Origin of the sequence: Bradyrhizobium sp. 76 (assembly GCF_023073025.1) — a bacterium.
In the GTDB taxonomy this organism is placed as follows: Bacteria; Pseudomonadota; Alphaproteobacteria; order Rhizobiales; family Xanthobacteraceae; genus Bradyrhizobium.
The window spans coordinates 41,610-68,595 of sequence record NZ_JADPIS010000015.1; the positions used below are offsets into that span (position 1 = coordinate 41,610).

General features: G+C 63.4%; 26 protein-coding genes. 10 read left to right on the top strand and 16 right to left on the bottom strand.

Going from position 1 to position 26,986, the window contains the following annotated elements:
- Positions 1-29 precede the first annotated feature (29 nt).
- The 16 genes from IVB48_RS00930 to IVB48_RS01005 form a co-directional block, all read right to left on the bottom strand.
- The gene (locus tag IVB48_RS00930) at positions 30-1,064 is read right to left on the bottom strand and encodes a Gfo/Idh/MocA family oxidoreductase (RefSeq protein WP_247396572.1); all 1,035 of its coding nucleotides are present in this window, start codon (positions 1,062-1,064) and stop codon (positions 30-32) included.
- A 3-nt stretch (positions 1,065-1,067) separates the two neighbouring features.
- Positions 1,068-2,273, bottom strand: a complete 1,206-nt coding sequence (locus tag IVB48_RS00935; RefSeq protein WP_247396575.1) for a class I SAM-dependent methyltransferase — start codon at positions 2,271-2,273, stop codon at positions 1,068-1,070.
- Positions 2,266-3,483, bottom strand: coding sequence for a class I SAM-dependent methyltransferase (locus tag IVB48_RS00940; protein WP_247396578.1), 1,218 nt, complete (start codon positions 3,481-3,483; stop codon positions 2,266-2,268). The genes IVB48_RS00935 and IVB48_RS00940 overlap by 8 nt, the downstream gene beginning before the upstream one ends.
- Complete coding sequence (locus IVB48_RS00945) at positions 3,480-4,097, bottom strand: WbuC family cupin fold metalloprotein (RefSeq protein WP_247396579.1); 618 nt, start codon at positions 4,095-4,097, stop codon at positions 3,480-3,482. Before IVB48_RS00945 ends, IVB48_RS00940 begins: the two co-directional genes overlap by 4 nt.
- Positions 4,075-4,740, bottom strand: a complete 666-nt coding sequence (locus tag IVB48_RS00950) for a class I SAM-dependent methyltransferase (protein WP_247396581.1) — start codon at positions 4,738-4,740, stop codon at positions 4,075-4,077. The genes IVB48_RS00945 and IVB48_RS00950 overlap by 23 nt, the downstream gene beginning before the upstream one ends.
- A 25-nt stretch (positions 4,741-4,765) precedes the next feature.
- Complete coding sequence (locus IVB48_RS00955) at positions 4,766-5,158, bottom strand: LIC12192 family sporadic carbohydrate cluster protein (RefSeq protein ID WP_247396583.1); 393 nt, start codon at positions 5,156-5,158, stop codon at positions 4,766-4,768.
- On the bottom strand, positions 5,151-5,957 hold the full coding sequence (locus tag IVB48_RS00960; protein WP_027567508.1) for a sporadic carbohydrate cluster 2OG-Fe(II) oxygenase: 807 nt from the start codon (positions 5,955-5,957) through the stop codon (positions 5,151-5,153). Before IVB48_RS00960 ends, IVB48_RS00955 begins: the two co-directional genes overlap by 8 nt.
- The gene (locus tag IVB48_RS00965; RefSeq protein WP_247396585.1) at positions 5,954-7,072 is read right to left on the bottom strand and encodes a DegT/DnrJ/EryC1/StrS family aminotransferase; all 1,119 of its coding nucleotides are present in this window, start codon (positions 7,070-7,072) and stop codon (positions 5,954-5,956) included. Before IVB48_RS00965 ends, IVB48_RS00960 begins: the two co-directional genes overlap by 4 nt.
- Positions 7,062-8,168, bottom strand: a complete 1,107-nt coding sequence (locus IVB48_RS00970) for a DegT/DnrJ/EryC1/StrS family aminotransferase (RefSeq protein ID WP_247396587.1) — start codon at positions 8,166-8,168, stop codon at positions 7,062-7,064. The genes IVB48_RS00965 and IVB48_RS00970 overlap by 11 nt, the downstream gene beginning before the upstream one ends.
- An 8-nt stretch (positions 8,169-8,176) precedes the next feature.
- Positions 8,177-9,136 (bottom strand): transketolase C-terminal domain-containing protein, encoded by a 960-nt coding sequence (locus IVB48_RS00975; RefSeq protein WP_247396603.1) that lies wholly within the window; start codon positions 9,134-9,136, stop codon positions 8,177-8,179.
- A 10-nt stretch (positions 9,137-9,146) separates the two neighbouring features.
- The gene (locus tag IVB48_RS00980) at positions 9,147-9,995 is read right to left on the bottom strand and encodes a transketolase (protein WP_247396606.1); all 849 of its coding nucleotides are present in this window, start codon (positions 9,993-9,995) and stop codon (positions 9,147-9,149) included.
- Positions 9,992-11,020, bottom strand: a complete 1,029-nt coding sequence (locus tag IVB48_RS00985) for an aminoglycoside phosphotransferase family protein (protein ID WP_247396608.1) — start codon at positions 11,018-11,020, stop codon at positions 9,992-9,994. The genes IVB48_RS00980 and IVB48_RS00985 overlap by 4 nt, the downstream gene beginning before the upstream one ends.
- The gene (locus IVB48_RS00990) at positions 11,017-11,628 is read right to left on the bottom strand and encodes a hypothetical protein (protein WP_247396610.1); all 612 of its coding nucleotides are present in this window, start codon (positions 11,626-11,628) and stop codon (positions 11,017-11,019) included. Before IVB48_RS00990 ends, IVB48_RS00985 begins: the two co-directional genes overlap by 4 nt.
- A 5-nt stretch (positions 11,629-11,633) precedes the next feature.
- Positions 11,634-12,635, bottom strand: coding sequence for an SDR family oxidoreductase (locus IVB48_RS00995; protein ID WP_247396612.1), 1,002 nt, complete (start codon positions 12,633-12,635; stop codon positions 11,634-11,636).
- Between the two features lie 27 nt (positions 12,636-12,662).
- Positions 12,663-14,234 (bottom strand): PfkB family carbohydrate kinase, encoded by a 1,572-nt coding sequence (locus IVB48_RS01000; protein WP_247361936.1) that lies wholly within the window; start codon positions 14,232-14,234, stop codon positions 12,663-12,665.
- An 83-nt stretch (positions 14,235-14,317) separates the two neighbouring features.
- On the bottom strand, positions 14,318-15,346 hold the full coding sequence (locus tag IVB48_RS01005) for an SDR family oxidoreductase (protein ID WP_247396614.1): 1,029 nt from the start codon (positions 15,344-15,346) through the stop codon (positions 14,318-14,320).
- 161 nt (positions 15,347-15,507) lie between these two features.
- Here IVB48_RS01005 and IVB48_RS01010 point away from each other — a divergent pair, with 161 nt between their 5' ends.
- The 10 genes from IVB48_RS01010 (at position 15,508) to rpoB (ending at position 26,985) form a co-directional block, all read left to right on the top strand.
- Positions 15,508-16,095 carry an SIS domain-containing protein gene (locus IVB48_RS01010; protein ID WP_247396616.1) on the top strand — a complete coding sequence of 196 codons (588 nt, stop codon included), beginning with the start codon at positions 15,508-15,510 and terminating at the stop codon, positions 16,093-16,095.
- Between the two features lie 74 nt (positions 16,096-16,169).
- Complete coding sequence (locus IVB48_RS01015; protein ID WP_247396618.1) at positions 16,170-17,438, top strand: class I SAM-dependent methyltransferase; 1,269 nt, start codon at positions 16,170-16,172, stop codon at positions 17,436-17,438.
- 381 nt (positions 17,439-17,819) lie between these two features.
- Positions 17,820-18,011, top strand: a complete 192-nt coding sequence (gene secE, locus IVB48_RS01020) for a preprotein translocase subunit SecE (RefSeq protein ID WP_007602984.1) — start codon at positions 17,820-17,822, stop codon at positions 18,009-18,011.
- A complete protein-coding gene (gene nusG, locus IVB48_RS01025) occupies positions 18,011-18,565 on the top strand; it encodes a transcription termination/antitermination protein NusG (protein WP_007602985.1) in 555 nt (184 codons plus the stop codon). Before secE ends, nusG begins: the two co-directional genes overlap by 1 nt.
- A gap of 130 nt (positions 18,566-18,695) precedes the next feature.
- Positions 18,696-19,124 (top strand): 50S ribosomal protein L11, encoded by a 429-nt coding sequence (gene rplK, locus IVB48_RS01030; protein ID WP_007602986.1) that lies wholly within the window; start codon positions 18,696-18,698, stop codon positions 19,122-19,124.
- Positions 19,125-19,130: 6 nt separating this feature from the next.
- Positions 19,131-19,823, top strand: coding sequence for a 50S ribosomal protein L1 (gene rplA, locus IVB48_RS01035; protein ID WP_007602988.1), 693 nt, complete (start codon positions 19,131-19,133; stop codon positions 19,821-19,823).
- Between the two features lie 90 nt (positions 19,824-19,913).
- Entirely contained in the window at positions 19,914-20,867 is a 954-nt protein-coding gene (locus tag IVB48_RS01040; RefSeq protein ID WP_247396619.1) for a 2-hydroxyacid dehydrogenase, read from the top strand.
- 570 nt (positions 20,868-21,437) lie between these two features.
- Positions 21,438-21,956, top strand: coding sequence for a 50S ribosomal protein L10 (rplJ, locus tag IVB48_RS01045; protein WP_027567495.1), 519 nt, complete (start codon positions 21,438-21,440; stop codon positions 21,954-21,956).
- A 54-nt stretch (positions 21,957-22,010) separates the two neighbouring features.
- A complete protein-coding gene (gene rplL, locus IVB48_RS01050; RefSeq protein ID WP_007602994.1) occupies positions 22,011-22,388 on the top strand; it encodes a 50S ribosomal protein L7/L12 in 378 nt (125 codons plus the stop codon).
- Between the two features lie 481 nt (positions 22,389-22,869).
- Positions 22,870-26,985 carry a DNA-directed RNA polymerase subunit beta gene (rpoB, locus tag IVB48_RS01055; protein ID WP_007602996.1) on the top strand — a complete coding sequence of 1,372 codons (4,116 nt, stop codon included), beginning with the start codon at positions 22,870-22,872 and terminating at the stop codon, positions 26,983-26,985.
- The last annotated feature ends 1 nt before the right edge of the window (position 26,986 follow it).

Consider the following 26,986-nt stretch of genomic DNA (forward strand, 5'->3'; position numbering starts at 1 on the left):
CCGGATATTGCCGCCGGACGGCGTGAAACCTAGCGACCGACCCGCGCTTTCCAGATCGCCTCCGCAAGGGCGATGTCGGCCACGGAATCCTCGCCGGACGCCAACGGCGTCCTCTGTTCCACGATATCGGCGACGAATGCATCGGCCTGACGCCGAAACGCCCAGCTCGTGTCGCGCGGCAATTGCGTGCGTTGTCCTTGCTGATCGAGGATGACCTCCGCCTCCTGCTCGGCAAAAGGCGGGGGCAATTCGATGGTCAGCGTGCCCCGCTCGAATTCGATGCTCAGCCCCTCGCGCCAGACGCCTTCGGATTCATTCGCGAGTTGCAGCGCGCAGGCGACGCCGTCGAAGTCGAGTGTCACGGTCGCCGCGCCCGAGGTCTCGACGGTGCTTTCCGCAACTGTCGGTGACGATCCGAGCACGTAGCGCGCGAGATTGATGATATGGCTGAACACGTTCAGAAAATTGTCGTAGCCGGGTCGCATCGCGCCCGGCATCCAGTCGGGGCCGTCCTGCCAGAGCTCGAGCCCGTCCGGCCGCACTTCGCCGGTCATGACGAAATTGTCCTGCGACCGGCCCGTGCTGCCACCGAAGCACCAGCCTCGCGCGCCAACAATCCGTCCAAGCGATTGATCCGCTCGCAGGCGCGCCAACTCGGCAATCGCGCGCGCCACCCCGGCATCATGACGCTTCATGTAGCCGATGCTGTAGACGAGGTTGTGCCGCCGCGCCGCCTCGGTCAGTGAAACGGCCTGAGCCGTGGTGTAGGCCATCGGCTTTTCCGAGAGCACATGGCGACCGCTGTTCAATGCATCCAGCACGATCGGGCCGGTGGCGCGACGCTTCGTCACGACGACGACGGCCGACACCTCGCTATCCGCCAGCAATTCCCGGTGCGTACCGTAAACCCGGGCGATGTCGAATTTCTGCGCCGCTGCGGCGGCGAGATCAGGCCGCAGATCCGCAATCGCGACAACGCGGCAGGTGGGGTTGGCGGCGAAATTGGCGAGGTGGCACATCTGACCGACCATGCCCGTTCCGACGATGCCAATGCCTGGCCTCACTTGCTAGGACCCCTCGAAGCGTTTCCGGAGAACGAGGAAATGCGCCGGCTGTCCCCAGGTGTTGATGAACGCCTGGTCGGATTGGGTGAGGGCTATGACTGTGGACGCATCCCGTCGCCCGATCGCGCCAAAGATACGGTGGAAACTGTCGAGGGTCGCAATGATGGCGTCGATGTCGGACGCATCGTCGGCGAGAACATCTGTCGCCGGAATCGTCTCGCGCAGTGACGCGAGGCTCGCGATCGCACGGGGCAGGCTGTCGCCGAAGGGATCGTCGATCATCGCATCGACATCGGCAACCAATGTCTCGATCGAAGCCGAGATCGCGTCGACCGCTTCGGTTTTGCCGGCCAGATAGAGCTTCCGGCCGCCGAGAAAGCTCAGACGACTGCGGCCGAGGTGGCGCGTCGCGCGCCGCAGCTTCTCGTCATCGGGCAGGACCTTCTTGTGCCAGTAGACATCCAGGCTGTCGCGATAGGCGGGCCAAGCCGAATGGATATCGAATCCCTGCTCGTGCGCCGCCGTGCACAAGGCGCCCGCGTCGAGGAAGTAGCGGTGCCGGACGAACGGATTTTCGAGCACGTCCATCAGCCAGGATTCGAAGCTGCGCGTGTGCGGAATGCTGCTCCATTTTGCATCGAACAGCAGCTTCGCCGTTTCGAGTCCGGGACGGCCCGTCAGTGCCTTGCCGGCCGCATGAATCGCCTTGAGCGCGAGCTCGAAGAAGCCGCCGTAGCGCTCGTAGTAGGAAACGACGGCGTAACCGTCCGGATTGAGCAGCTGGTGAAAGATGCCGAGCCAATTTTCGGTCGGCTGCACTGTGTAGATGAATCCCTCGGCATCGATGATGTCGAAACGGCGATCGCTGTGAAATCCTTCGACGTCGAACGATAGGAGTTCGCGGAGACGTTGGGCCTGGTTGAAATGCGCGAAATAAGCCTGGATTTTCGCGTGCGCATGCCGGTTCGGCTCGGCGAGCGTCATGTTTGCGCCCCAGCCGGCAAACACCAGCGCGTTCTCGCCGGAATCGGGGCCGAATTCGAGCACGTCTGCGTCGCGGAACAACCGCGGCGGCAGCACCAGCTTGTCGGAAAACAACTCACGCCGCAGGCCGGCATAGGCTTCGAGTTCGGCGGCGGATTTGAAATTGCCGAACGTCGGCAGGACGTCCTGACGTTCGTAATAGTTGAAGAGCTTGTCCTCAGCCATGCCGCGACCCTGCGGCGGCCTCGAGGCGATCGAGCTCGCTCCAGATGTCCGATGGCGCGAAGATCGAAACGATGTGGAGCGGACGCTTCACGTTTTCGCGCAGCCGGCTGCCGACCTTGTCTTCATTCTCCTGGTTCACGGCCAGAAGACAGACGAGCGGTTCCGACTTGCCGGCGAGGTCCTCCGGCGGGCGGATCGGAATCCCGGTGCCGGGCAGGAACAAGCCCTGGCGCTCCTTCTGGTCGTCGACCGAGAGGTCGACGAGATCCGCGAGTTCATGGGCATTGGTGAAGGTGCAGGCGCGGCAGCCCGCGCCGTAGATGGCGATCTCGGCGCCGTTGGCGCGGGCCTTGGCGAGGATCGGGCGAAGACGCGCGCCGTACTCCCTTGCGCGCTGGCCGAACCTCTCGCCGACGCCAGACGGCGCGGGCGGGGCCGTAACGTCGCGCGTCGTACGTCGCGCTGCGATCGCGAGGCTGCCGCCGCTGAAATTGTACTTCTTCACCGAGACCGCTTCGAAGCCGTGGCGCGCCAGCAGCGCGAGCAGCGTCGGCTCGGTGAAGTAGCTGACGTGCTCCTCCCACAGGACCGAGAGGTCGCCCGCGGTCGAGCCGGGCGCGAAATCAGGCACGTCGATGAACAGCAGACCGTCGTCGCGCAGCGCGATTTTCACGCAGTCAAAAAAATTCTCGAAATCGACGATGTGTTCGAGCACCTGTCGTGAGACGACGAGGTCGAACTTGCCGGCCTCCGCGACCGCGTCGTGACACAGCGCCGGGCTGATCATGTCGGCATAGACCTTGATGCTGCGCTCGCGGGCGATCTTGCCCGACACCGGGTTGGGCTCGACGCCCACCAAAATCTTCGCACCGCGTTCGCGAAGCCTGTCCATGAACAGGCCGTCATTGCATCCGATCTCGAACACGGATTGGTGGGCCGAGAATTTGGCGATGGTATCGAGTTCGTCGACCTGGTGCGGCTCCGGCTTCCAGCTGCTGAAATTGTAGTTGAACTGCCGGTACAGAATGTCGGGATCGATTGGCTTGACGATCTGGGGCAGGCCGCATTCGCCACAAGCCAGCACCTCGAACGGATACCGCTCCTCCTGTTCGTCGCGGCTGTGCCGAAGCCGATGCGCAATCGGCATCTGTCCGAGGTCGATGACCGGGCGCAAATGGGTCGAGTGGCAGAGGCGGCAATGATCAGTCATCGAATAGGAACCTCTGCTGGATTGGCTCGTGAAGCATGGCGATGGGCCAGATGCTCCGCGGCGAGCGCACCGGTCCTAGTGACATAGACCTGCACTTCCGCGGCATCGCCGCCATCCGGTGCCCAGTCGGGAAATGCCGTGCGGGAGGGATCGAACGGACCGGCGGTGGTTTCGTGAAACACCAGCCACTCCGAGGTGATCAGGATCGAGTGAAAAACCTGCTCGGGCATCCGGTAATAGCAAAGCACGCCCCGGCCGTACGGCGCCATCTCGAGCACGTCGCGAATGCGGCCGTCGTCCTCGAAGATCACGACCTGCGCAGTGCCATCGATCAGGTGAAACGATTCAGGTTTGCCAAAATGCTTGTGAGGCCGCACATAGGCCTCGCGGTGATGCACGATCAGCATCTCGTGCAGGCCGGACGAAGGATCGGGATGCGTGCACAGCCGGCTGCGCAGACGCGGATTGCCTGCGGCGATGCGCTTCAGCTCCGCGATCGTGGCGTCGTCCGCCGTGACGATGGCGTCGTCCGAATAATACACTTCGGGATTTTGCGCCCGCAACGAGGCCGGCCGGCGCAGGCCCGTTGCTTCATTCGAAGAAGATGAACCCATGGTCGCCCCGGTAGCCGCATTTGTCGTAGATCCAGGCCCACGTCTCCGGACCATGGAAACTCAGGCAGGTGAGCTGCCAGTAGAGCAGGTTCGCCTTCTCGCGCTCGTTGCGGAACGATTCCACCATCAGATATTTCGAGGCGCCGCGCCCCACGCGCTCGATCTCCGACACTGCTCGGAAGACGTCCTCGAGCGGAAGATTGTGGAGCACGCCGAGCGACACCACGAGATCGAAGCTGTGGTCGGAGTAGGGGAGCTCGACGGCGCTGCCGACCTTCAATTGCGGCCGCACCTCCTCCTTGGCGTTGGCGATGCCATAGTCGGAGATGTCGATGCCGGCAATGGTGAGGTCGGGGACCAGCTGGGTGAATTCGTAGAGCAGATAGCCCTTGCCGCAGCCGACATCGAGCACGCTCATCCCGGGCTTGATGCCATAGCGGTCGATCAGGGTCTGGGCGAGCGGGCGCCAGCGTCCGTCGTAGCGGTAGCCGCCGTAGCCATAACGGCGGTCGCCGTCCCAATAGTCGTGTCCCCATTGCCGCGCGACAGTGGCGGATTCCGCCTTGTCGTGCTCGACGACCCGTTGAACGTAGTTCCGCTTGGTCGATGCGTGCATCGGCTGGAGCAGGTTGATCTCGGCCATTGTCCTCAACCGGTCCGCAGCATCGTCACAGGATGGTCGCGAATTTGTTGACGAGCAGGATGTCCTCGACGGCCTGGATGTTGTCGCGCGAGGACAGCGTGATCTCCTCGACGGCCGCGTGCAGATCGCAGCCCTCGCTCAGCACCCGGTCATAGATCTCCCGCCGCCGTGCCTCGTCGGGCGGCAGCATGAAGATGCTGTAGAGAATCAGGCCGCGCAACCGCGGCAGCTCGTCCAGGATGTCCTCAAGCACCATGTAGCTGCCGGGCATGGTGTGCTCGGCGGCGCTGAGCAGATAATGCAGATTCTTCCGTCGCGCATAGTCGCGGATCACGATGTTCTGGACGTGCTGCGGGGTACGGCTGCCGTTCAATGGCCGGGCGCCGATATAGCCGCGATGGCCGGCTCGCTCAGCCATGGAAGCCTCCCGGGAGCTTGTATTGCATGCCGACACGTGTCGCCGGGCGCAACAGGATCGGTTCGAAGAATTCGCCGAATCGCTTGTCCGCGTAGGGCGACATGATGCTCTTGAAACGGCAGTTCATGCTCCAGCGCGAGCCGGCTTCCTCGTTGATGCGATTGCCGTGCATCAGGGTCTGGTTGAACAGCATCACGTGACCGTAGGGAATCTCGATGAAAGTCGCGTGCGGCTTGATGGTCTGGTAGAGTTCCTCGGCGCTGCGCAGGCTGGCCATCCGGTCCTGCATGTTGCCGTTCAGGGATGGCGGCAGCAGATACATCGATTTGGTGCGGTGGACGTCGACCAGCGGTACCCACACCACGACCTCGAACGGCGAGTCGCCCGACCAGACGTCGGAATGGGTGGCGAGCAGCGACGAATCGTCTCCCGGTAGCTGGATGCTGAGATTGACGCGGCGCTGCATGCAGAGCTCGTTGCCGACGATGGTCTCGATCGTCGAGCGCGCCAGACGGAAATAGGTCGGCCGGAACCAGGGCTCGGCGTTGAGACCGTTAAATACGTGCAGCCGCAGGCCGTTGAGGTCATCTACGCTCACCCGCGTGTGGATGGTGTCGAGCATCGCGTAGGGGTCGTTGCCGTGTGGCAGCTTCAGATAATCCGCCGCGAGCTCGGCGGCGCGCCGTTGGATCCGATCGAGCCCGGCGCGATCGTCGGCCGGCGTGGTGACGAAGCCATCGTCGATGAAGCGTTGCGCCAATGCCTGCTCATCGGCCTCGAGGAAAGCCGTGTCCGTCATGCAAAATACTCCCGGGCCGTCGCGCAAATATAGCTGATGTCCGAGGTCGAGAGGAACTGGTTGATGGGAAGCGTGAGGATCTGATCCGCCTGCCGCTCGGTGACCGGGAACGCGCCGCGACCGTGGCCAAGATGCGCCGCCGCTTCCTGGAGGTGGATCGGTACCGGATAGTGGATCGCGGTCTCGATACCCTTGTCGGCAAGATATTTCTGGAGGTCGTCGCGACGGTCCGTCTGCACGACGAAGGTGTGGAAGGTGTTGAACTCGATGTTGCGGCAAACCGGAATGAACAGGGGAAGGCCGGCGAGCTCGGCGCGGTATTGCGCGGCGTTGCGGCGCCGGCGTTCGATGACAGAGGGCAGGTGACGCAAGCGAATCCGGAGCACCTCGGCCTGGACCGTGTCGAGGCGTGACACGATGCCCCATTCCTGAACGTCACTGCGATTGATCAGACCGTGATTGCGCAGGCGGCGAATTCTCGCGGCAAGCTCGGCGTCGGCGGTGACGACGAAGCCGGCGTCGCCCGCGGCATTGAGGTTCTTCAGCGGGTGGGCGGAGAAGCAGCCGAACGTTCCGATGGTCCCGCTCATCCGCCCGTCATAAGTCGAGCCGACGGCCTGTGCGCTGTCCTCGATCACGGCGAGAGCGTGCTTGGCCGCAATCGCCATCAGCGGGTTCATGTCGGCCATACGCCCGGTCAGGTGCACCGGCATGATTGCCTTGGTCCGCGGAGTGACGGCGGCCTCGACCGCGGCCGGATCGATATTCTGGTCCGGCAGCACGTCCGCAAATACTGGCGTGGCGCCGACTGCGATGATGGCGGCGGTCGACGCCACGAACGAATTCGGCGGGGTGATCACCTCGTCCCCGGGGCCGATGTTGAGCGCCCGCAACGACAGGATCAGCGCATCGGTGCCGGAATTCAGCGCCACCACATGCGGCGAGCCGAGATAGGTGGCGAGCTCCTCTTCGAGCTTCGCAACGGCCGCGCCGCCGATGAAATCGCCGCGCCGGAACACGCCCTCGACCGCCTGCATGATCTCAACGCGCTCTTCCTCGAATTGCGCGGGAAGATTGACGTAACCGATGCTCCGGCGGCCGGTGTCAGCGTCCATGGCAGAACTTCCGAACGATCTCGATGACGCGGTCCTGTTGCGCCCGCGTCAGATGCTGGTCGACGGGGAAGCTGATGACTTCCTGGGCGTGGCGGTCGGTGACCGGGAAGGTGCCCGGCGCGTAGCCGAGGTGCTTGAGGCCTTCCTGCTGATACAGCGGGATGGGATAGTGGATCTTCGCTTCGATGCCGTTGTCCAGGCAGTATTTGTAGAGCTCGTCGCGGCGCTCGGCGAACACCATGTAGAGATGGTAGACGTGCTTGACGTTGGGCCGGCGCGGCGGAATCCGCAGGCCGGGCAGACCGGCAAGGCCCGCATCGTAATAGGCCGCGTTCTCGATCCGACGGCGCGTGATCTCGCTGGTCTGGCCGATCAGCCAGTTGCCGACGACCGCCTGGAGGGAATCGAGCCGCGAATTGCAGCCGAGAATCGCGATCTCGTCGCGATTCTTCATGCCGTGGTTGCGGATCAGGCGAAGCCGCTCGTTCATCCCGTCGTCATTGGTGACGGCGACGCCGGCATCGCCCCAGACGTTGAGGTTCTTGAGCGGATGCAGCGAGAAGCCGGCCGCGATACCGTGTGTGCCGGACCGTTTTCCCGCGAACTCCGACAGGATGCCCTGGCAGGAATCCTCGACGACGGGGATGTTGTGACGCTGGGCGATCGCCATCAGCTTGCCCATGTCGGTGACCTCGCCGGTCAACTGAACCGGCATGATCGCCTTGGTCTTTTCGGTGATCGCGGCTTCGACGTAGTCGACGTTCATGCAGAAGGAGTCGTCGCAGTCGACCAGCACCGGCGTCGCGCCGGTCTCGGCGATGGCGCCGACGGTGGCGATGAAGGTGTTGGCGGCCGTGATGACCTCGTCGCCATGGCCGACGCCGAGCGCCTTGAGCGGCAACTTGAGCGCATCGGTGCCCGATCCGACGCCGATGGCGTGACGCACGCCGATCAGCTCGGAAAAGCGCCGTTCGAATTCAGCGACCGGCTTGCCCAGGGTGAAGTCACCGGTCGCCACCAGTCGGCCGATCTCGGCCAGGATCGGTGCCGGGTCGGAGAATTGCTCGAGCAGATAGGAATATCGAACGTCGTGCATGGGGCCCGTCAGGTGGAATGAAGTTGAGGAGAGGAGGTGTGCGAAGCGGGGAGCGCGCGCGCGACCGAGGTCGCAACGGCGTCGGCGGAAAGTCCGTGCTTCTTCAGCAGCGAGTCCTGCGATCCGTAATTGTGCATGAACCGGTCCGGCAGCGACAACCGCAGCATCGCGGGCAGGCCAGAGCCGAGCTTGTCGATCAGCGCCTCCGCGACCGCGCTGCCGAGGCCGCCGGAGGGCACGTGCTCCTCCAGCGTCGCTACCAGCCTGGTGCCCCGGATCGCTTGCAGCAGCGCCTCGGTGTCGAGCGGCTTGACGGTGTGCATGTGCAGGATGCCGGCGCGAATGCCTTGCGCTGCCAGCAGGTCGGCCGCAGCGAGTGCGCGCTGGAGCATGATGCCTGTCGTGACCATGACGACGTCGCCGGGCGGGCGCATCAGGATGGCCTTGCCGATCTCAAAGCCGTGCTCGGCCTTCGAGACCACGGGGTCGCCACCTTTGCCGAGCCGGATGTAGATCGGCCCGGTCCAGTCGAGCGTTTGCTCCATCAGCCGCGCCGCCTCGTCGGCATCGCACGGGCAGACCACCGTCATGTTCGGCAGCGCCCGCATGATGGCGATGTCCTCGATCGCCTGGTGGGTGGGGCCGAGCGGCGCGTAAACCAGCCCGCCGCCATTGGCGATCAGCCGCACTGGCAGATTGTGCAGGCACAGATCGACCGCGACTTGCTCGTAGCAGCGGCGGGTGAGGAATGTGGCGATGGTGTTGACATAGGGCACGAAGCCTTCCATCGCGAGGCCGGCGGACATGCCGATGATGTGTGCTTCCGAAATGCCTTCGATCAGGTGGCGCTTGGGAAACTCCTTGCTCATCGCGCGCAAGGTACCTGCGCCGGGATCGGAGCCGATGTAGAGCACACGCTCGTCGCGTGCGGCGAGCTTGTGGACCATGTTCATCGCGGTGTTGCGCATGAGGACCCGATCAAAAATCCCCGACGGCGACGCGGATGGCGTCGAGCTCGCTGTCGGTGAGCTTGTTCTTGTGATGCCAATCGGCGTTGGATTCCGCGGCCGGCAGACCCTTGCCCTTGACGGTATGGCAAATGATCGCGGTGGGTTTTCCCGGAACGGCTGGGACCTGCTTCAGGACTGTGCGCAGGGCGCCGACGTCGTGGCCGTTGAGCTCCTGGACGGCAAAGCCGAAGCTGCGCCACTTGTCCGCGAGCGGCTCCAGCGGCAGGACGTAATCGGTGGGCCCGTAACTCTGCAGCTTGTTGTAGTCGATCAGCGCGATCAGATTGTCGAGCCCGTGCTTGGCCGCGCCCATGGCGGCTTCCCACACTGATCCCTCGTTGATCTCGCCGTCTCCGAGCAGGACGAAGGTGCGGTAGGTGCGCTCGCGCATGCGCGCGGCGAGCGCGAGGCCGACACCGATCGACAGGCCGTGTCCGAGCGCGCCCGTCGAGGCCTCGACCCCCGGCACCATTCCGTATTCGGGATGTCCGCCCAAAATGCTGTCGGGGCCGCAGAAACCGTCCAGCTCCGACAAAGGAAAGAAGCCGCGATCGGCCAGCAGCGCATAGAGCGCCAGACACCCGTGTCCCTTGCTGAGGATCGCGCGGTCGCGGGCCGGATCGCGCGGGTTGTTCGGATCGATCCGCAGCACGTCATCGTAGAGTACGCGGACCATCTCGATCAGCGACAATGCCGGACCGACATGTCCGCGTCCCGCGGAGCGGACAGAACCGAGCACCAGTCGGCGCAGATAAAGGCTACGCTCGTCCAGCGTGCAGGTGAGGGCGGCTTCAGCGTGGGGCGAGATCTGGGTCACTTCGGTAAATCGGTTGGGCGAATCGTCTGGTGAAGCCGGCGGGCTTTGTCGAGCTGACCGGCGAGGCGGATCCTAACATCGCCACCTTGCGCAGCCATTGCGCGCCGGGAGCGGCTGTCCGGCAAATAGGCGTTCAGGACAATCAGGCACCAGATTCCCTTGAACACAGGATACAGTACGTCACGTCGGATCGCAAACGCGTCATCGCTCGCCTCGAAGGCGCGCGACAGCCGTTCGATCAAGCGATTCGCGCTCGCTTCCGGCAGGTCGCTGCCGGGGTGAATGGCGGTGTCGGACACGAGCTTGACCGGATCGTCCCAGCCGAAATATTCGAAGTCGATGAATCGCAAGCGCCCGTCTTCGGCGCGCAACGCGTTGTGCAGTCCGAAATCGGACGGACTTAGCGCGCGATGGGTGGGCGCAAGGTCCGCTGCGGGATCCCGACCCAGTTCCGCGTAGCGCCGGCGGAGCTGCCGAATCGCGACGTCAATGCTGGGAACCAGGCTGCCTTCGAGGAACGCACGCAGGTCGGAATGATTATCCGAGGCTCGCCTCAATGCGTCCAGACGCTGTTCGTACTGGGCGATGGCCGCCTCCGGCGAAAAGATGCTGGCTGAGGCGTTGCGCAAAATCTGCGCGCCTTCGACTTTGCGCAGCTTCTGTAGCTCTATGAGGAAATCCGCGAGTTGATCGGCGTCGTCGCCCTGGGGACGCAGCGCCGCGGCCTCGCCGTCGAACCATTGGTACAGCGCGCAGAATGCATCTGCGTCCTTCGCGACTGGCTGCGGTGTCGACGGGATGCCGTGGCGCGCCAGGAACGAGAGTGCATCATACTCCTGTCCCAGGCGATCGCGTCCGTCGGACGGATAATGCTTGAGGGCGAGGGGCGGTCCATCCGCCATCTCCAGCCGAAACACCCTGTTGTTGCCGCCGGATCGTGCCGGCTGGGCGGACGCAACACGCGCACCGGCCAGGCGGCTGCCGATCGCCATCGCATCCGGCGCGTTGATGTCGGTCTCGCTCATGCCGCAAACACCTCGCGGCGGATATCGGCCCATGTCGCGATCGGCTTGCATTGTTCGGGGTGGGGCGGCTGCGACTGCGTGAACAGGATCGATCGCATGGCCTTCGGAAAATGCGGTTGCTCGAAGACGTCGGCGAGGTCATCGATGAAGACGTCGAGCTTCAGGCTCACGAGCCTCTCGATCTTGGCGGGCAGTGTGTCCTCGAAATAGATATCGCCGATAGCCAGCGCCGCATCCGCAGCGTCGACTAGGCCCGCCCCCCGCAGCCAGCTGCGCGCGGCGTCACGCAGGTCAGTGCGGTCGGGGTCCTGATGACCGAATCGGGTCTTGTGGCTGACGATGCAGACCTTCGAGCCGGCCTGCTTGCACGCCGCCAGGAATTCCCGCACTCCCGGATAGATTTCGGCGCCGCCAATTCTCTTGCCGTAGACGAAGCCTTGCAGTCCTTGCCAGGCGAGCTCGCCGCCGGGGCGGGACCGGAGATGATCCCGCAGGTCGGTCTTAAGCCCCTCCCACCCTTCCGGCACCAGCCCACGCTCACGTGCGACGGCGGCAAAGACCTTGTCGTAGCAGATGATCGTGTTGTCGAAATCGATGCCGATCCGCACGCCGCTCACTTCAGGCTGATGTTCTGCATCATCTTGATGTTGAAGTACCGGGGGTCGTTGAGCGAGTTCGGCAGGCGGCCGCCCTTGAAGGCGTTGACGAGGCCGGACACGGCCTGCTCGATCGTGTGGGTCGGCGCAAAGCCGAGCTCGCGGCGGATCTTCTCCGACGAGACGTGGTAGGAGCGGAGATCGTCGGTCGGCTCGACGACGACGTCGACATTGCTGCCGACCACCGACTTGACGATGTCGGCGATCTTCATCAGCGAGTGGTTTTCGTAACCGATATTGTAGGTCTTGCCGTCGATCTTTGCGTCATCCTGCTGGAGCAGGAACAGATAGGCCGCTGACATGTCCTCGATGTGCAAATTAGGCCGGCGCTGCGTTCCGCCGAACACGCGGATGCGGCCGGTGTTGACCGCGAGATTTGTCAGGATGTTGACGACGACGTCGAGCCGTTGCCGCGGTGCGTAGCCGCAGACGGTGGCGGGACGAACCGTGCAGGTGACGAACCCGGACGCGGCCTCGTCGGCAAGGTCGGTCTCGCACATCGCCTTGAACTTCGAGTAGTCCGTGAGCGGCTCGCAGGACAGGTCCTCCGTCACCTCGGCTTCGTCCTTGATGCCGTAGACGCTGGACGAGGAGGCGTAGATGAAGCGCTTGATGCCCGCCTTCTTGGCGGCGCGCACCATCGGCCGGAAGCAGTCGTAATTGATGGACTTGCCGAGCCCCGGGTCCAGCTCGAACGACGGGTCGTTGGAGATGCAGGCGAGGTGAATCACGGCGTTGTTGCCGCGCAGGGCCTCGTTGATCGCGGCTTCATCACGGATGTCGCCCTTGATCAGGCGCAAATCGGGATTGCTGCGGACGGCATCGAACACGTCCTCGCCATACATGAACAGGTCGAGCACGGTGACCTTGTGGCCCGCAGCGAGCAACTGGGGAACCAGCACGCTACCGACATAGCCGGCACCACCGGTGACCATCACATTCCATTTTCGACCAATCACTGTCGTTCTCCAGTATCTGCCGTCGCGCTACTTCAGCAACGCGGTGACGAACTTGACCAGCGGCACCTTTTCGACCGAGCTGCGGTGGCCAACGATCCCGACCTTGATTGCGCCGGCCGCGTTGCCGATGAAGGCGACGTCCTCGATATTGCCGCCGGCGGCGACCAGCGGCGCGGTGATCGTCAGGAAGGCGTCCCCCGCGCCGACGGTGTCGACGACGGTCTTGGTGAAGGCGGGGACGCGCGTGACGCCGGTTTTCGACGAGAAAGGGTAACAGCCGAAGGAGCCGTGCGTGATGATCATGTTGTCGCAGTCGATCTTGCCGTGCAGGCCGACCTCGATCACGGACGCGATGTCGCTGAACTTGTCGGTTGCAGCCAGACGCGCCTCCGGCGCGTCGATGCAGATGTAGTCGGCCCGCGGATACCTCGTGATCAGGTTGTAGCCGTGATTGCCGCTGTTGCTCTGGGCATTGACCGCCAGGAACTTGGAGTTGGCGATCAGGGTGTCGATCGTGCTCGACGCGATCATGCCGTGACCGAAATCAGTGGCGATCACCACATCCGCGCTACGCACACGCTCCGTCGTGATACGGTCGATTTCCTTCCGATCGGCCTCGTCGAGGGGCGTGTCGTCCATGGTGTAGACTTCGAAGAGCTTGTGCAGATATCCCAGCTCGACGTAGCGCGATTTGCGGGTCGTCGGACGGCCCTGAAGGCGGATCGGCGTCAGCGTGACGTTTGGGCGGACATGCGCCCGAATGAACTCCTCAGGGTAGTCGTTGCCACCCAGTGTCGTGACGACCTCCACCGACTTGCAGAAGCTCGCGACATGGTTCGCCGCGGCGATGACGCCGCCGGCAAATTGCTCGCCGCTCTTGAACAGCGTGGCGACGATGTTTTCCTTCGATGCCTTTCCGAGCGCCGTGACGTACTGGTATTCGTCGATGATGGTGTCGCCGACCAGCACCACGTGCATGTCCTGCACCTTGTCGATCAGTTTCAGCAGGCGATCGGCGCCGCCACCTTCACGGACCTTTTGCAGGTAGTCGCGGAGCGGCGGATCGTAGATGTCGAAATACCGGTTCACCAGCGACGAGGAGCTGAATGTCACGTCCCGGGTGAACACGATGCGTCCGCCGTGACGCTCGACGGCGTCGCGTTCGCTCCGGATCTTGCCGGTTACGTCGTCTTCGGGGTTTTCGTAATCGGACCCCTTCACATAGATGTCCGGTCGCACCGTATCCAGGATCGGCTCGGCGCTGGAGGTGTGATTGATGCCGACCCAATCGACCGTCGCGAGCGAGGCCAGCATCTCGGCCCGCATGTTTTCGGGGAAAATCGGCCGACCCGGTCCCTTGTTGACATAACGGTCGGCGGTGATCGTCACCATAACGACGTCGCCCTCGTTGCGCGCCGCCTGGATGTGTCTGATATGGCCGAGATGCACGAGGTCGAAGACGCCGTGGCAGAGCGCAACCTTCCGGCCTCGCGCTTGCGCGGACCGCGCGATCTCGCCCAGTTCCTCGATCGTCTTGATCTTTTCGTGCGCCGCCAGTTGGTCGTTCAACGCGGGATTGCCGGTCGGAATATTGCCCATGTGAATAACCTAAAGCGCCAGCCGGCCTCAGCCGGGCGGCCCGGAATTGATCGATTCGCGGCAACGATACCCGGCGAACCTGTTCACTGGCTTGCCTTCTGCGGCACGCCGCGCGCCGCGTCGTTGTTGTCCCCGAGATATTTGAACCAGTCCTTCGTGGCGTCCGCGATCTTGTCCACCGTCCACAGGGGGGCGTCCTTGTACTGATCCATCGACTTCAGCATCGTCCCGACCCCGTCCTCAAATTTTACCTTCGGCGTCCATTTCAGGATCCGCTTGATCTTGGTGATGTCGGCATAGGTGCAATCGGGCTCGCCGGGACGCTTGGGAATGTGGACCTTGTCGCCGCCGAGAAGCTCGATCAGCCGGTTGACACTGTAGGTGTTGTCGGAGCCGACGTTGAAAATTTCGTTCGAGACCTCGGAGCGCGCGGCGGTCACGAAAGCGTCGGCGACATCGCTGACGAACGTGAAGTCGCGGGTCTGCTCGCCGTCGCCGACCACCGTGAAGGGCTTGCCGGCGAGCTTCTGCGCCATGAACACGCCGAACACCGCACCGTAGGTTCCCGTGGTGCGATGGCGCGGCCCGTACACGTTGAACAGGCGCAGCGCGACCGCGGGCAGCTTGTAGACCTGGCACCAGTGCATGACGCACTGCTCGCCGAGATTCTTGGTGAGGGCATAGGGATACATCGGCCGGATCTCGGCGCTCTCCGGCGTCGGATAGACGTCGGGAATTCCGTAGCAGGACGACGACGCGGCATAAACGAAGCGACTGACGCCCGCCTGCCGTGCAGCCTCGAGAACGTTGACGGTGCCGTCGACATTGGCGCGGTGATACGGGATCGGGGATTCGATCGAGGGAACGATGTCTGCCAGCGCTGCGAGATGGAATACCCAGTCGATGCCGTCGAAATGCGGCTTGATCGATTCGAGCTCGGTGACGTCGGCCCGCACGATCTTCAGTCGATCAGAATCGACGCGCGAGGCCAGATTTTCGGGACGTCCGATCACAAAATTGTCGAGCGCGACGACCTCGTGGCCGTCGTCGAGGAGGCGGTCGACGAGGTGACTGCCGATGAAGCCGGCGCCACCGGTAACGATGCATTTCATAGGAACATCCGTGATGCGAATGCCCAGCGAAACAGACCCGCCAATGTTGAGTGAAGGTGGAAACCGAATCGGCTGCTGGTCAACTTCGAAGGTAATATACCTTTGCAATCACTGGTGATAGCCGGTATCAGGGCGTCATGTCGCCGTCGAGCTGCGAGCCCATGCCTGCCGAGTCCGTCGATCCCGATCACAAGGCTTTCCTTGACGACTACGTAGGACGCCTCCATCGCGCGACGGCGATTGACGACGGTGTTTTCGCCAGGATTTCCGCCACCCGCACGGCTTGGTTGTGCGCGCGCGAGCAGGGCGGCCGCGTCATCTTCATCGGCAATGGAGGCTCGGCCGGCATCGCCTCCCATCTCGCGATCGATCTGGCGAAGAACGCATCTGTGCCGGCACTCTGCTTCAGCGATGCCAGCATGATGTCGTGCCTCGCCAATGACTATGGTTTCGAGGACTGGCTTGCGCATGCCGTGAGGTTGAGCGCCCGCGCCGGCGACTGCCTCGTCGCGATCAGCTCGTCGGGACGCTCGAAGAACATTCTCAATGCGGTCGCGCAGGCGCGGACGATGAAGCTCGATGTGATCACGCTGTCGGGCATGACCGCGGAGAATCCGCTGCGCAATCTCGGCAACGTCAATTATTACGTCGACAGTCGCAGCTACAATATTGTCGAGACCACGCATCAGTTCTGGATGATGGCCGCGATCGACCTCATCATCGGTCGCGCGGAATATCCGGCCTCCTGAGGCGGTGCCCTCTACTGATCACCACGGGTGAGATTGCCTCGCCTGTTCGCATGTCTCCGTCTTACGGTCCTACGATGAAAAACCTGTTCTACGTCCGCCATACCTGCCGCCTCTGTCATTCGGACAAGCAAGAGCTCGTCGTGCCGATGGCAGGCATGCCCATCGGCACGCCGAACTTTCAGGTGCCGGACGCAAGCGTCGACGATCCCGTCTTTCGGGCCGCGGTGCCGATGGCGCTGCACCTGTGCGCGGACTGCGGCCATCTGCAGATTCTCCACGTCGGCAATCCAGAGATCCAATACCGAAACTACGTCTATACCACCTCGCTCTCGCTTGGCCTGCGGGAGCACTTCGCGGGCTATGCCAACGACGTCGTCAGCCGATTCGCCATCGCGCCGGGCTCGCTGGTCGTCGAGCTCGGCAGCAACGACGGATCGCTGCTCGGTTTCTTCAGGGAGCGCGGCATGCGGGTGCTCGGTGTCGATCCCGCCGTCGACATCGCGCGGCGTGCGACGGAAGCGGGGATCGAGACCATCGGCGATTTCTTCACCGATGCCATAGGTCGCCGCATCCTGCAAAGCCACGGCGCGGCCAGTGTCGTGATCGCCAACAACATGATCGCCAATGTCGACAATCTCGACCCGCTGGTGATCGGGGTTCGCGACGTGCTTGCGCCGGACGGGCTGTTCGTTTTCGAAACGCAGTATGGCGTCGACGTCACCGAGAAGAACCTTCTCGACACCGTCTATCACGAGCATCTGTCGTATTTTAACATCAAGCCGCTGACGCGCTTCTTCGCGCGACTCGGCATGGAAGTGATCGACGTCCAGCACATCGAGACCAAGGGCGGCTCGATCCGGGTGACGGTGCAGCGTGCCGGCGGCGCGAAGAAGCCGTCCGCGGAGGTCGCGCGCTTCATCGCCGAGGAAGACCGGCTCGGCGTCGACCGGCCGGCCTACTATGTGCCCTATGCGAAGAGAATCGCCGCCATCCGCGACGAGCTGGTCGCGATGGCCGATGCCGCCCATGCGCGCGGCCAGCTCGTGGCCGGCTACGGCGTCTCGGTCGGGACCACGACCCTGCTGCCGCAGTTCGGCCTGGAGAACAAGATCGACTTCCTGGTGGACGACGACCCCAAGAAGGGGAGCGTTATGGCCGGCCCGGGGTATGACATCCCGATCCTGCCGCCCGCCGCCCTTTACGAGCGCAAGCCGGCGTTCGTCGTCGTCTTCGCCTGGCGCTATGTGGATCCGATCCGGGCCAAGCATGCCGGCTATTTCGCCGAGGGCGGAAAGTTCGTCGTGGCGTTGCCGGGCATTTCGACGATCGATCGGGCCGACTGACCTTGAGGGGTCGCCAAAGAGGCTGCAGGTGAGGGGGACGGGCCCGGTGGTCTCGTTCTGCGAGGAACCGGCTGAGGCCCTGGGAAGGCGCGCTTTGCAGGCGGCAGATAAGCCCTTGATCGGCCTGATCTCTAGTCGGTCGCCCGCGGAGGTCGGTTTACTCGCGCGGGCCCTCTCTATCTTGACCTTTGGTCCCATCCGCAGTAGATACCGCGCACTCGCAGCCGGCCCGTTAGACGCGGATTTCCGGCGCGGCTTTGAAATCCCCGAACAATCGAGCCCGATTTCCGGCTCATCCTTCGACAGAGGGCTGGGCCAACGGCGGCTGTTCGGATCCCTGAAATTCATTCGCGTCTGTCGACGGACGTTGGACATCAAACGATGGCAGTCAGCCCGTTCAAGTTCTTGCAGGAAGTGCGCTCGGAGACCGCCAAGGTCACCTGGCCGACCCGCCGCGAGACCACGATCACCACCATCATGGTGTTCGTGATGGTCGCCGTGGCCTCGATCTTCTTCTTCGCCGCCGACCAGATCATCCGCGTCCTCATCACCTTCCTTCTGGGCATTCACTGATGGCAACAGCAACGGCTCAATTGTCTGACAAGCGCTGGTACATCGTCCACGCCTATTCGAACTTCGAGAAGAAGGTCGCCGAATCGATCCGCGAGCAGGCCAAGCAGCGCGGGCTCGAGGAGCTGTTCGAGCTGGTGCTGGTTCCGACCGAGAAGGTCACGGAAGTGCGCCGCGGCCGCAAGATCGACGCCGAGCGCAAGTTCTTCCCGGGCTACGTGCTGGTGAAGATGAAGCTGACCGACGAGGCGTTTCATCTGATCAAGAATACGCCGAAGGTGACCGGCTTCCTCGGCGCGGAAAACAAGCCGATGCCGATCTCGGAAGCCGAGGCCATGCGCATTCTGCACCAGGTGCAAGAGGGCGTGGAGCGGCCGAAGGCGTCGGTGTCGTTCGAAATCGGCGAGAACGTGCGCGTGGCCGACGGCCCGTTTGCCTCGTTCTCGGGTGTGGTCGAGGAAATCGACGAGGCGCGCTCGCGCGTGAAGGTCGCGGTGTCGATCTTCGGCCGCGCCACGCCGGTCGAACTGGAATTCGGTCAGGTCGAGAAGGTCTGATCGGGTAGGCGTGAGGCTTCGGTCTCGCGCAGCAAGAGGCCGTGGGAGGGAGAGGGCGGTTGCCAGCCGCATCCGACCCAAACCACGAACCTGAAACCGCCGGCCCAGGCCGGCCCAACAGGAGTGATACATGGCAAAGAAAGTGACCGGATACCTGAAGCTTCAGGTCCCGGCCGGTGCGGCGAATCCTTCGCCCCCGATCGGTCCCGCGCTCGGTCAGCGCGGTCTCAACATCATGGAGTTCTGCAAGGCGTTCAACGCCCAGACCCAGAAGGAAGAGAAGAATACCCCGATTCCCGTCGTGATCACGATCTACGCCGATCGTTCGTTCACGTTCGAGATGAAGACGCCGCCGATGTCCTTCTTCCTCAAGCAGGCTGCCAAGATCCAGTCCGGCTCCAAGGCGCCGGGCCGTGACAAGGCGGGTGCGGTGACCAAAGCGCAGGTGCGCGAGATCGCCGAGAAGAAGATGAAGGATCTCAATTGCGACTCGATCGAGTCGGCCATGAAGATGGTCGAGGGCTCTGCCCGTTCGATGGGTCTGGAAGTGGCGGGGTAAGGGCTCATGGCAATCGGAAAGCGTTTGAACAAAGCCCGCGAAGGTATTGATCGCGAAAAGCTTTACCCGCTCGCGGACGCCATCAAGATGGTCAAGGAACGCGCGAAAGCGAAGTTCGACGAGACCATCGAGGTCGCGATCAATCTCGGCGTCGATCCGCGTCACGCCGACCAGATGGTCCGGGGTGTCGTGACCCTGCCGAACGGCACCGGCCGTACGCTCCGCGTCGGCGTGTTCGCCCGCGGCGCCAAGGCCGACGAGGCCAAGGCTGCGGGTGCCGATGTCGTCGGCGCCGAGGACCTGGTCGAGAAGGTTCAGAACGGCACGATCGATTTCGACCGCTGTATCGCAACACCCGACATGATGCCGCTGGTCGGCCGCCTTGGTAAGGTGCTCGGTCCGCGCGGCCTGATGCCGAACCCTAAGATCGGCACCGTGACCATGGACGTCACCGGCGCTGTGAAGGGCGCCAAGGGCGGCTCGGTGGAGTTCCGCGTCGAGAAGGCCGGCATCCTGCAGGCCGGCGTCGGCAAGGCCTCGTTCACCGAGGAAAAACTGGTCGAGAACATCAAGGCTCTCGCTGACGCCGTCTCCAAGGCCAAGCCGGCCGGTTCCAAGGGCACCTACATCCAGCGCGTTGCGGTGTCCTCGTCGATGGGTCCCGGCGTGAAGGTCGAGCCGGGCACCATTCTCGGCTAAGGTTTGGAAACGACATGAGGCGAGGGGCGGAATTGGGCAACCGATTCCGCCCCTCGTCGTTTGTCACGGCGTTCACCGGAAACAAGAACAATGACTGACAAGGTCCTGATCTACTCGCGCTTTCCCAAGACGATGATGGCGCGCTTCGCCGAGCGGTTCGAGCTGCTCGACACCGGCGGCAAGCCGGCGCGGGAGATGTTTTCGGCCGACGCGCTCGGCGATATCCGCGCAGTGCTCACCGCCGGCGGCACGCCGCTGGGCACGGAGGCGATGGACCTGTTTCCGAAGCTCGGTGCCATCGTCTGCTACGGCACTGGCTATGACGGTGTTGATCTGAAGGCCGCTGCCGCCCGCAACATCGCGGTCGGACATAGCCCGGGCGCCAATGCGGCCTCGGTCGCCGACATCGCGATGACGCTGGTGCTCGCGACGACGCGGCGAATCCTGGTTGCCGACCAGTACGTCCGAAGCGGCGATTGGGCCGCGTCAAAGCCCTCGCCGATGATGCGCCCGCAGGCCGGGATGCCGGGCCGCCGCATCGGCGTCTACGGCATGGGCGAAATCGGCCGCAAGATCGCAGCGCGCTGCGCCGCCTTCGAGAGCGAAATCGGCTATTTCAGCCGCAGCAAATACGACCTGCCCTATCAATATTTCCCGACGCTGGAGGCGCTCGCCGACTGGTGCAGCGTGCTGATGATCGCGGTCCGGGCAGGGGCCGAGACCCAGCATGCCGTCGGCGCCGATATCCTCAGGCGCCTCGGGGCGGACGGCTATGTTGTCAACATCTCCCGCGGCTCGGTGATCGATGAGAAAGCCCTGGTGGTGGCGCTCACCGAAAAGACCATCGCCGGAGCCGGTCTCGACGTCTACGACAAGGAGCCGCACGCCCCGGACGCGCTGACGGCGCTGCCCAACGTCGTGTTCGCCCCCCATATCGGCGGCCACACCCTCGAATCGCACGTCGCCATGCAGAACTGCGTGCTGGCGAACCTGACCGCATTTTTCGAGGGCCAGCCGCTGCCTTACGCGGTCAAAGGAGCCTGAATCGGCCCTTGTCGGCCCGGGTCAAGCGCCAGCGGCAACGGATTGGAACTGGTGTGAATTTTGCTCTTGGCAAGCCGGCGCCGAGCGGTTAAAGAACCGCTTCCGGACGTGCCGGCCTCGGCTGGCGCGTTCGTGCACGCATTCCGAAAACAAGCGATGGAGATCATTCCTTTTCAGGGCGTCCGTGAGGATTTGCCGGAAAAGGAGGGAAACCCGTCGGGTGTGGGATGCGGGCAGAGGTCGGGCGGTTCGCCGGCTGACCTTGTCCTGTCCAAGACTGCAGGCGCCCGCGGGGAATTTCGATTTCTCAACGGCTTAATCGCATGGCCTGCATAGACGGGTGAAGACCGGATTTCACGTCGTGACCGCCTTAGGGTCGTTGCGGAATGAGTTTGGTTCGGACCTCGACACGCCGTGGGCTCCAACGAGCTCCCGGAGGGCAGGCTTTGAATTGTCGTCTTGCCCGGCGTGTCCGATGGGTTTGGCCCTGAGGTTCAGGTTTGGGCGGGACGATGGGTGCAACCCGGCGGTCCCGCTTTCGCGATGACCGCCAACCGGAAAGAGCTTGCTGTGGAACGAGCGGCAAAAAAGGAAGCGGTCGAACAGCTCAATGGGGTCTTCAAGACCACGAGCGTCGCGGTCGTTGCCCAATATTCCGGCCTGACCGTTGCCCAGATGCAGAAGCTGCGCTCGCAGATGAAGCAGGCTGGCGCCTCGGTGAAGGTCTCGAAGAACCGTCTCGCCAAAATTGCTCTTGAAGGCACTGACGTCGTTGCCATCGGCCCCATGCTGAAGGGACCGACCGTGATCGCCACTTCGGACGATCCGGTAGCGGCGCCAAAGGTCGCCGTCGAATTCGCCAAGGCGAACGAAAAGTTCGTCATCATTGGTGGCTCGATGGGAACGACCGTCCTGAATGTCGACGGCGTGAAGGCTCTTGCCTCGCTGCCGTCGCTTGACGAACTGCGCGCCAAGATCGTCGGCCTGCTTGTGGCCCCGGCGACCAAGATCGCTCAGCTCGCCAACGCGCCCGCGGGCAAGCTCGCGCGCGTCATCCAGGCTTATGCCTCAAAGGGCGAAGCGGCCTGACGCCCTTCGCAAAACTCAAACCCGAACCAGACTTACATTCAAGGAAACTGAACAATGGCTGACCTGCAGAAGATCGTTGACGACCTCTCGAGCCTCACCGTGCTCGAAGCTGCCGAACTCGCGAAGCTCCTCGAAGAGAAGTGGGGCGTTTCGGCTGCCGCGGCTGTCGCCGTGGCTGGCCCGGCTGGTGGTGGCGCCGCCGCCGCTCCGGCCGAAGAGAAGACCGAGTTCACGGTCGTTCTTGCCGCCGCCGGCGACAAGAAGATCGAGGTCATCAAGGAAGTCCGCGCCATCACCGGCCTGGGCCTGAAGGAAGCAAAGGACCTCGTCGAGGGCGCGCCGAAGCCTGTCAAGGAAGGCGTGAACAAGGACGAAGCCGAGAAGCTCAAGGCCCAGCTCGAGAAGGCTGGCGCGAAGGTCGAGCTCAAGTAAGCAGCGCTTACTGGCACGAGATCCCGGTCAGCATCATCGCAACCGGGATCTCGGTCCACTCCCTGAAGGGGTGGGCCGGATGCAAAAGGCGTGCGACGGAACGACCCGACGCAGGCCGAACACGAAAAAGTGTGGGGATTTGAGGGTTTACCCCTCGAATCTGCACTAATGTCGCCCCATATCGGGTCGGCAGCACGAAAGCGCGGTGGGCAGGGATGCCGGATTCCTGTAAGCCGTTGGGAGAGCAAGCTATTTCGGGCTTTTGCAGTCCGTGAAGAGGTTGGTTGTGACGGGCGGGCGCGCTCCTGCGCCCCGCGCGTCGTTTTGCGTTTTGAAGGTCTGAAGAACAGATTCAGGACATTCCTGCCTGAAACTGAGTCTCCGGCCCCCAAGACGGGTTCGAAAAATTCAACCCGGGGAGCGGCGGTCGCTGCGTTCCGGAGGGCGCGCCCAAATCGGGCGACGAAAATGAGAGGCCACGATGGCGCAGCAGACATTCACCGGTCGCAAACGCGTTCGCAAGTTCTTCGGACACATCAAGGAAGTGGCCGAGATGCCGAACCTCATCGAGGTTCAGAAGGCGTCCTATGACCAGTTCCTGATGGTCGACGAGCCGCAGGGCGGTCGGTCGGACGAGGGCTTGCAGGCGGTGTTCCGCTCGGTGTTCCCGATCTCGGACTTCTCGGGCACCTCGATGCTGGAATTCGTCCGCTACGAGTTCGAGCCGCCGAAATACGACGTCGACGAGTGCCGCCAGCGCGGCATGACCTTCGCGGCCCCCCTCAAGGTGACGCTGCGCCTCATCGTGTTCGATATCGACGAGGAAACCGGCGCGAAGTCGGTCAAGGACATCAAGGAGCAGGACGTCTACATGGGCGACATCCCGCTCATGACGATGAACGGCACCTTCATTGTCAACGGCACCGAGCGCGTCATCGTCTCGCAGATGCACCGTTCGCCGGGCGTGTTCTTCGATCACGACAAGGGCAAGACCCATTCGTCGGGCAAGCTGCTGTTCGCGGCCCGCGTGATCCCGTATCGCGGTTCCTGGCTCGACATCGAGTTCGACGCCAAGGACATCGTCTATGCGCGTATCGACCGTCGCCGCAAGCTTCCGGTGACGTCGCTGATGTTCGCGCTCGGCCTCGACGGCGAGGCGATCCTCAGCACCTTCTACAAGAAGATCCAGTACAAGCGGATCAAGGAGGGCTGGCGTGTTCCGTTCGACGCCAATCGTTTCCGCGGCTACTCGACCATCAACGACCTGATCGACGCCGATACCGGCAAAGTCGTGCTCGAAGCCGGCAAGAAGCTCACCGTGCGCGGTGCGCGTCAGATGCAGGAGAAGGGGCTGAAGGCGCTGCGCCTCTCGGATGCGGAGCTCGTCGGCAACTACATCGCCGAGGACCTCGTCAATCCCAAGACCGGCGAGATCCACGCGGAAGCCGGTGAAGAGATCACCGACAAGTCGATGAAGGCTCTCAACGAGCAGGGCTACAAGGAACTGCCGCTGCTCGACATCGACCACGTCAATGTCGGCGCCTACATCCGCAACACGCTCTCGGCCGACAAGAACATGACGCGTGAGGACGCGCTGTTCGACATCTACCGCGTGATGCGTCCCGGCGAGCCGCCGACGCTGGATTCGGCGCAGGCGATGTTCCAGTCGCTGTTCTTCGACGCCGAGCGCTACGACCTCTCTGCGGTCGGCCGCGTCAAGATGAACATGCGCCTCGACCTCGATGCGCCCGACACCCAGCGCACGCTGCGCAAGGAAGACATCCTCTCCGTCATCAAGACGCTGGTGGATTTGCGCGACGGCAAGGGCGAGATCGACGACATCGACCATCTCGGCAACCGCCGTGTGCGTTCGGTCGGCGAGCTCATGGAGAACCAGTACCGCATCGGCTTGCTCCGCATGGAGCGCGCGATCAAGGAGCGCATGTCGTCGGTCGACATCGACACGGTCATGCCGCAGGACCTGATCAACGCCAAGCCGGCGGCCGCCGCCGTGCGCGAGTTCTTCGGCTCCTCGCAGCTCTCGCAGTTCATGGACCAGACCAACCCGCTCTCGGAGATCACCCACAAGCGCCGCCTGTCGGCACTTGGACCGGGCGGTCTGACCCGCGAGCGCGCCGGCTTCGAGGTGCGCGACGTGCATCCGACGCATTACGGCCGCATCTGCCCGATCGAGACGCCGGAAGGCCCGAACATCGGCCTGATCAACTCGCTCGCGACCTTCGCGCGCGTGAACAAGTACGGCTTCGTCGAGACGCCTTACCGCAAGGTCAAGGACGGTCGCGTCACCGACGAGGTCGTGTACCTCTCGGCGATGGAAGAGGGCCGCTACACGGTCGCGCAGGCCAACGTGCCGCTCGATCCGAAGGGCCGCTTCACCGAAGATCTCGTGGTCTGCCGTCACGCCGGCGAAGTCTTGCCGGTGACCCCGGACAAGGTCGACTACATGGACGTGTCGCCGAAGCAGCTCGTTTCGGTCGCAGCCGCGCTGATCCCGTTCCTCGAGAACGACGACGCCAACCGCGCGCTGATGGGCTCGAACATGCAGCGCCAGGCGGTGCCGCTGGTTCGCGCCGAAGCGCCGTTCGTCGGCACCGGCATGGAAGGCGTGGTTGCGCGTGACTCGGGTGCTGCGATCGCGGCGCGCCGTTCGGGCGTGATCGACCAGATCGACGCCACCCGCGTCGTCATCCGCGCCACGGAAGATCTCGATCCGACCAAGTCGGGCGTCGATATCTACCGGCTGATGAAGTACCAGCGCTCCAACCAGTCGACCTGCATCAACCAGCGTCCGCTGGTGAAGGTCGGCGACATCGTCAAGAAGGGCGACATCATCGCCGACGGTCCGTCGACCGATCTCGGCGAGCTCGCGCTCGGCCGGAACGTGCTCGTCGCGTTCATGCCGTGGAACGGTTACAACTTCGAAGACTCGATCCTGCTCTCCGAGCGGATCGTGAAGGAAGACGTGTTTACCTCAATTCATATCGAAGAATTCGAGGTGATGGCCCGCGACACCAAGCTCGGACCCGAGGAAATCACCCGCGACATTCCGAACGTCTCGGAAGAAGCGCTGAAGAACCTCGACGAAGCCGGCATCGTGTACATCGGCGCGGAAGTGCGCGCCGGCGACATCCTGGTCGGCAAGATCACGCCGAAGGGCGAAAGCCCGATGACGCCGGAGGAAAAGCTCCTGCGCGCCATCTTCGGCGAAAAGGCTTCCGACGTCCGCGACACCTCGCTGCGCGTTCCTCCGGGCGTGCAGGGCACCATCGTCGAAGTGCGCGTGTTCAACCGGCACGGCGTCGACAAGGACGAGCGTGCGCTGGCAATCGAGCGGGAAGAGATCGAGCGTCTGGCCAAGGACCGCGACGACGAGCAGGCGATCCTGGACCGCAACGTCTACAACCGTCTTGCCGAGCTGCTCGAGGGACGGCAGGGCATCGCCGGTCCGAAGGGCTTCAAGAAGGACACCAAGATCACCCGTGCGGTGCTCGAGGAGTACCCGAAGTCGCAGTGGTGGCTGTTCGCTTCGCCGAACGACAAGCTGATGGCCGAGATCGAGGCCATGCGGAAGCAGTACGACGAGTCGAAGAAGGGGCTGGAACAGCGCTTCCTCGACAAGGTCGAAAAGCTTCAGCGCGGTGACGAATTGCCGCCCGGCGTGATGAAGATGGTCAAGGTCTTCGTCGCGGTGAAGCGCAAGATCCAGCCCGGCGACAAGATGGCCGGCCGCCACGGCAACAAGGGCGTGGTGTCGAAGATCGTGCCGATCGAGGACATGCCGTTCCTCGAAGACGGTACGCATGCCGACATCGTGCTCAATCCGCTCGGCGTGCCCTCGCGCATGAACGTCGGACAGATCCTCGAGACCCATCTCGGCTGGGCCTGTGCCGGCCTCGGCAAGCGTATCGGCCAGACGGTCGATGCCTATTTGTCGAAGCAGGACATCAGGCCGCTGAAGGAAACCTTGAAGAAGGTCTACGGCGAGGACGAGACGATCAAGTCGCTCAACGACAACGAGTTGATCGAGCTCGGCCACAATCTGAGCCGCGGCGTTCCGATCGCGACGCCGGTGTTCGACGGCGCCAAGGAAGCCGACATCGAGGAGATGCTGAAGCTTGCCGGTCTGGACGCTTCGGGCCAGTCGACCGTCTATGACGGCCGCACCGGCGACGCCTTCGACCGCAAGGTGACGGTGGGCTACATCTACATGCTCAAGCTGCACCATCTCGTCGACGACAAGATCCACGCGCGTTCGATCGGTCCGTACTCGCTCGTTACCCAGCAGCCGCTGGGCGGCAAGGCGCAGTTCGGCGGCCAGCGCTTCGGTGAAATGGAAGTGTGGGCGCTCGAGGCTTACGGCGCGGCGTACACGCTCCAGGAGATGCTGACCGTGAAGTCGGACGACGTCGCCGGCCGTACCAAGGTGTACGAGGCGATCGTGCGTGGCGACGACACCTTCGAGGCCGGTATTCCGGAATCGTTCAACGTGCTGGTCAAGGAAATGCGCTCGCTCGGCCTCAACGTCGACCTGCACAATTCCAAGGTCGGACCGGGGACGGCGGAAGCGGCCGAGTAAT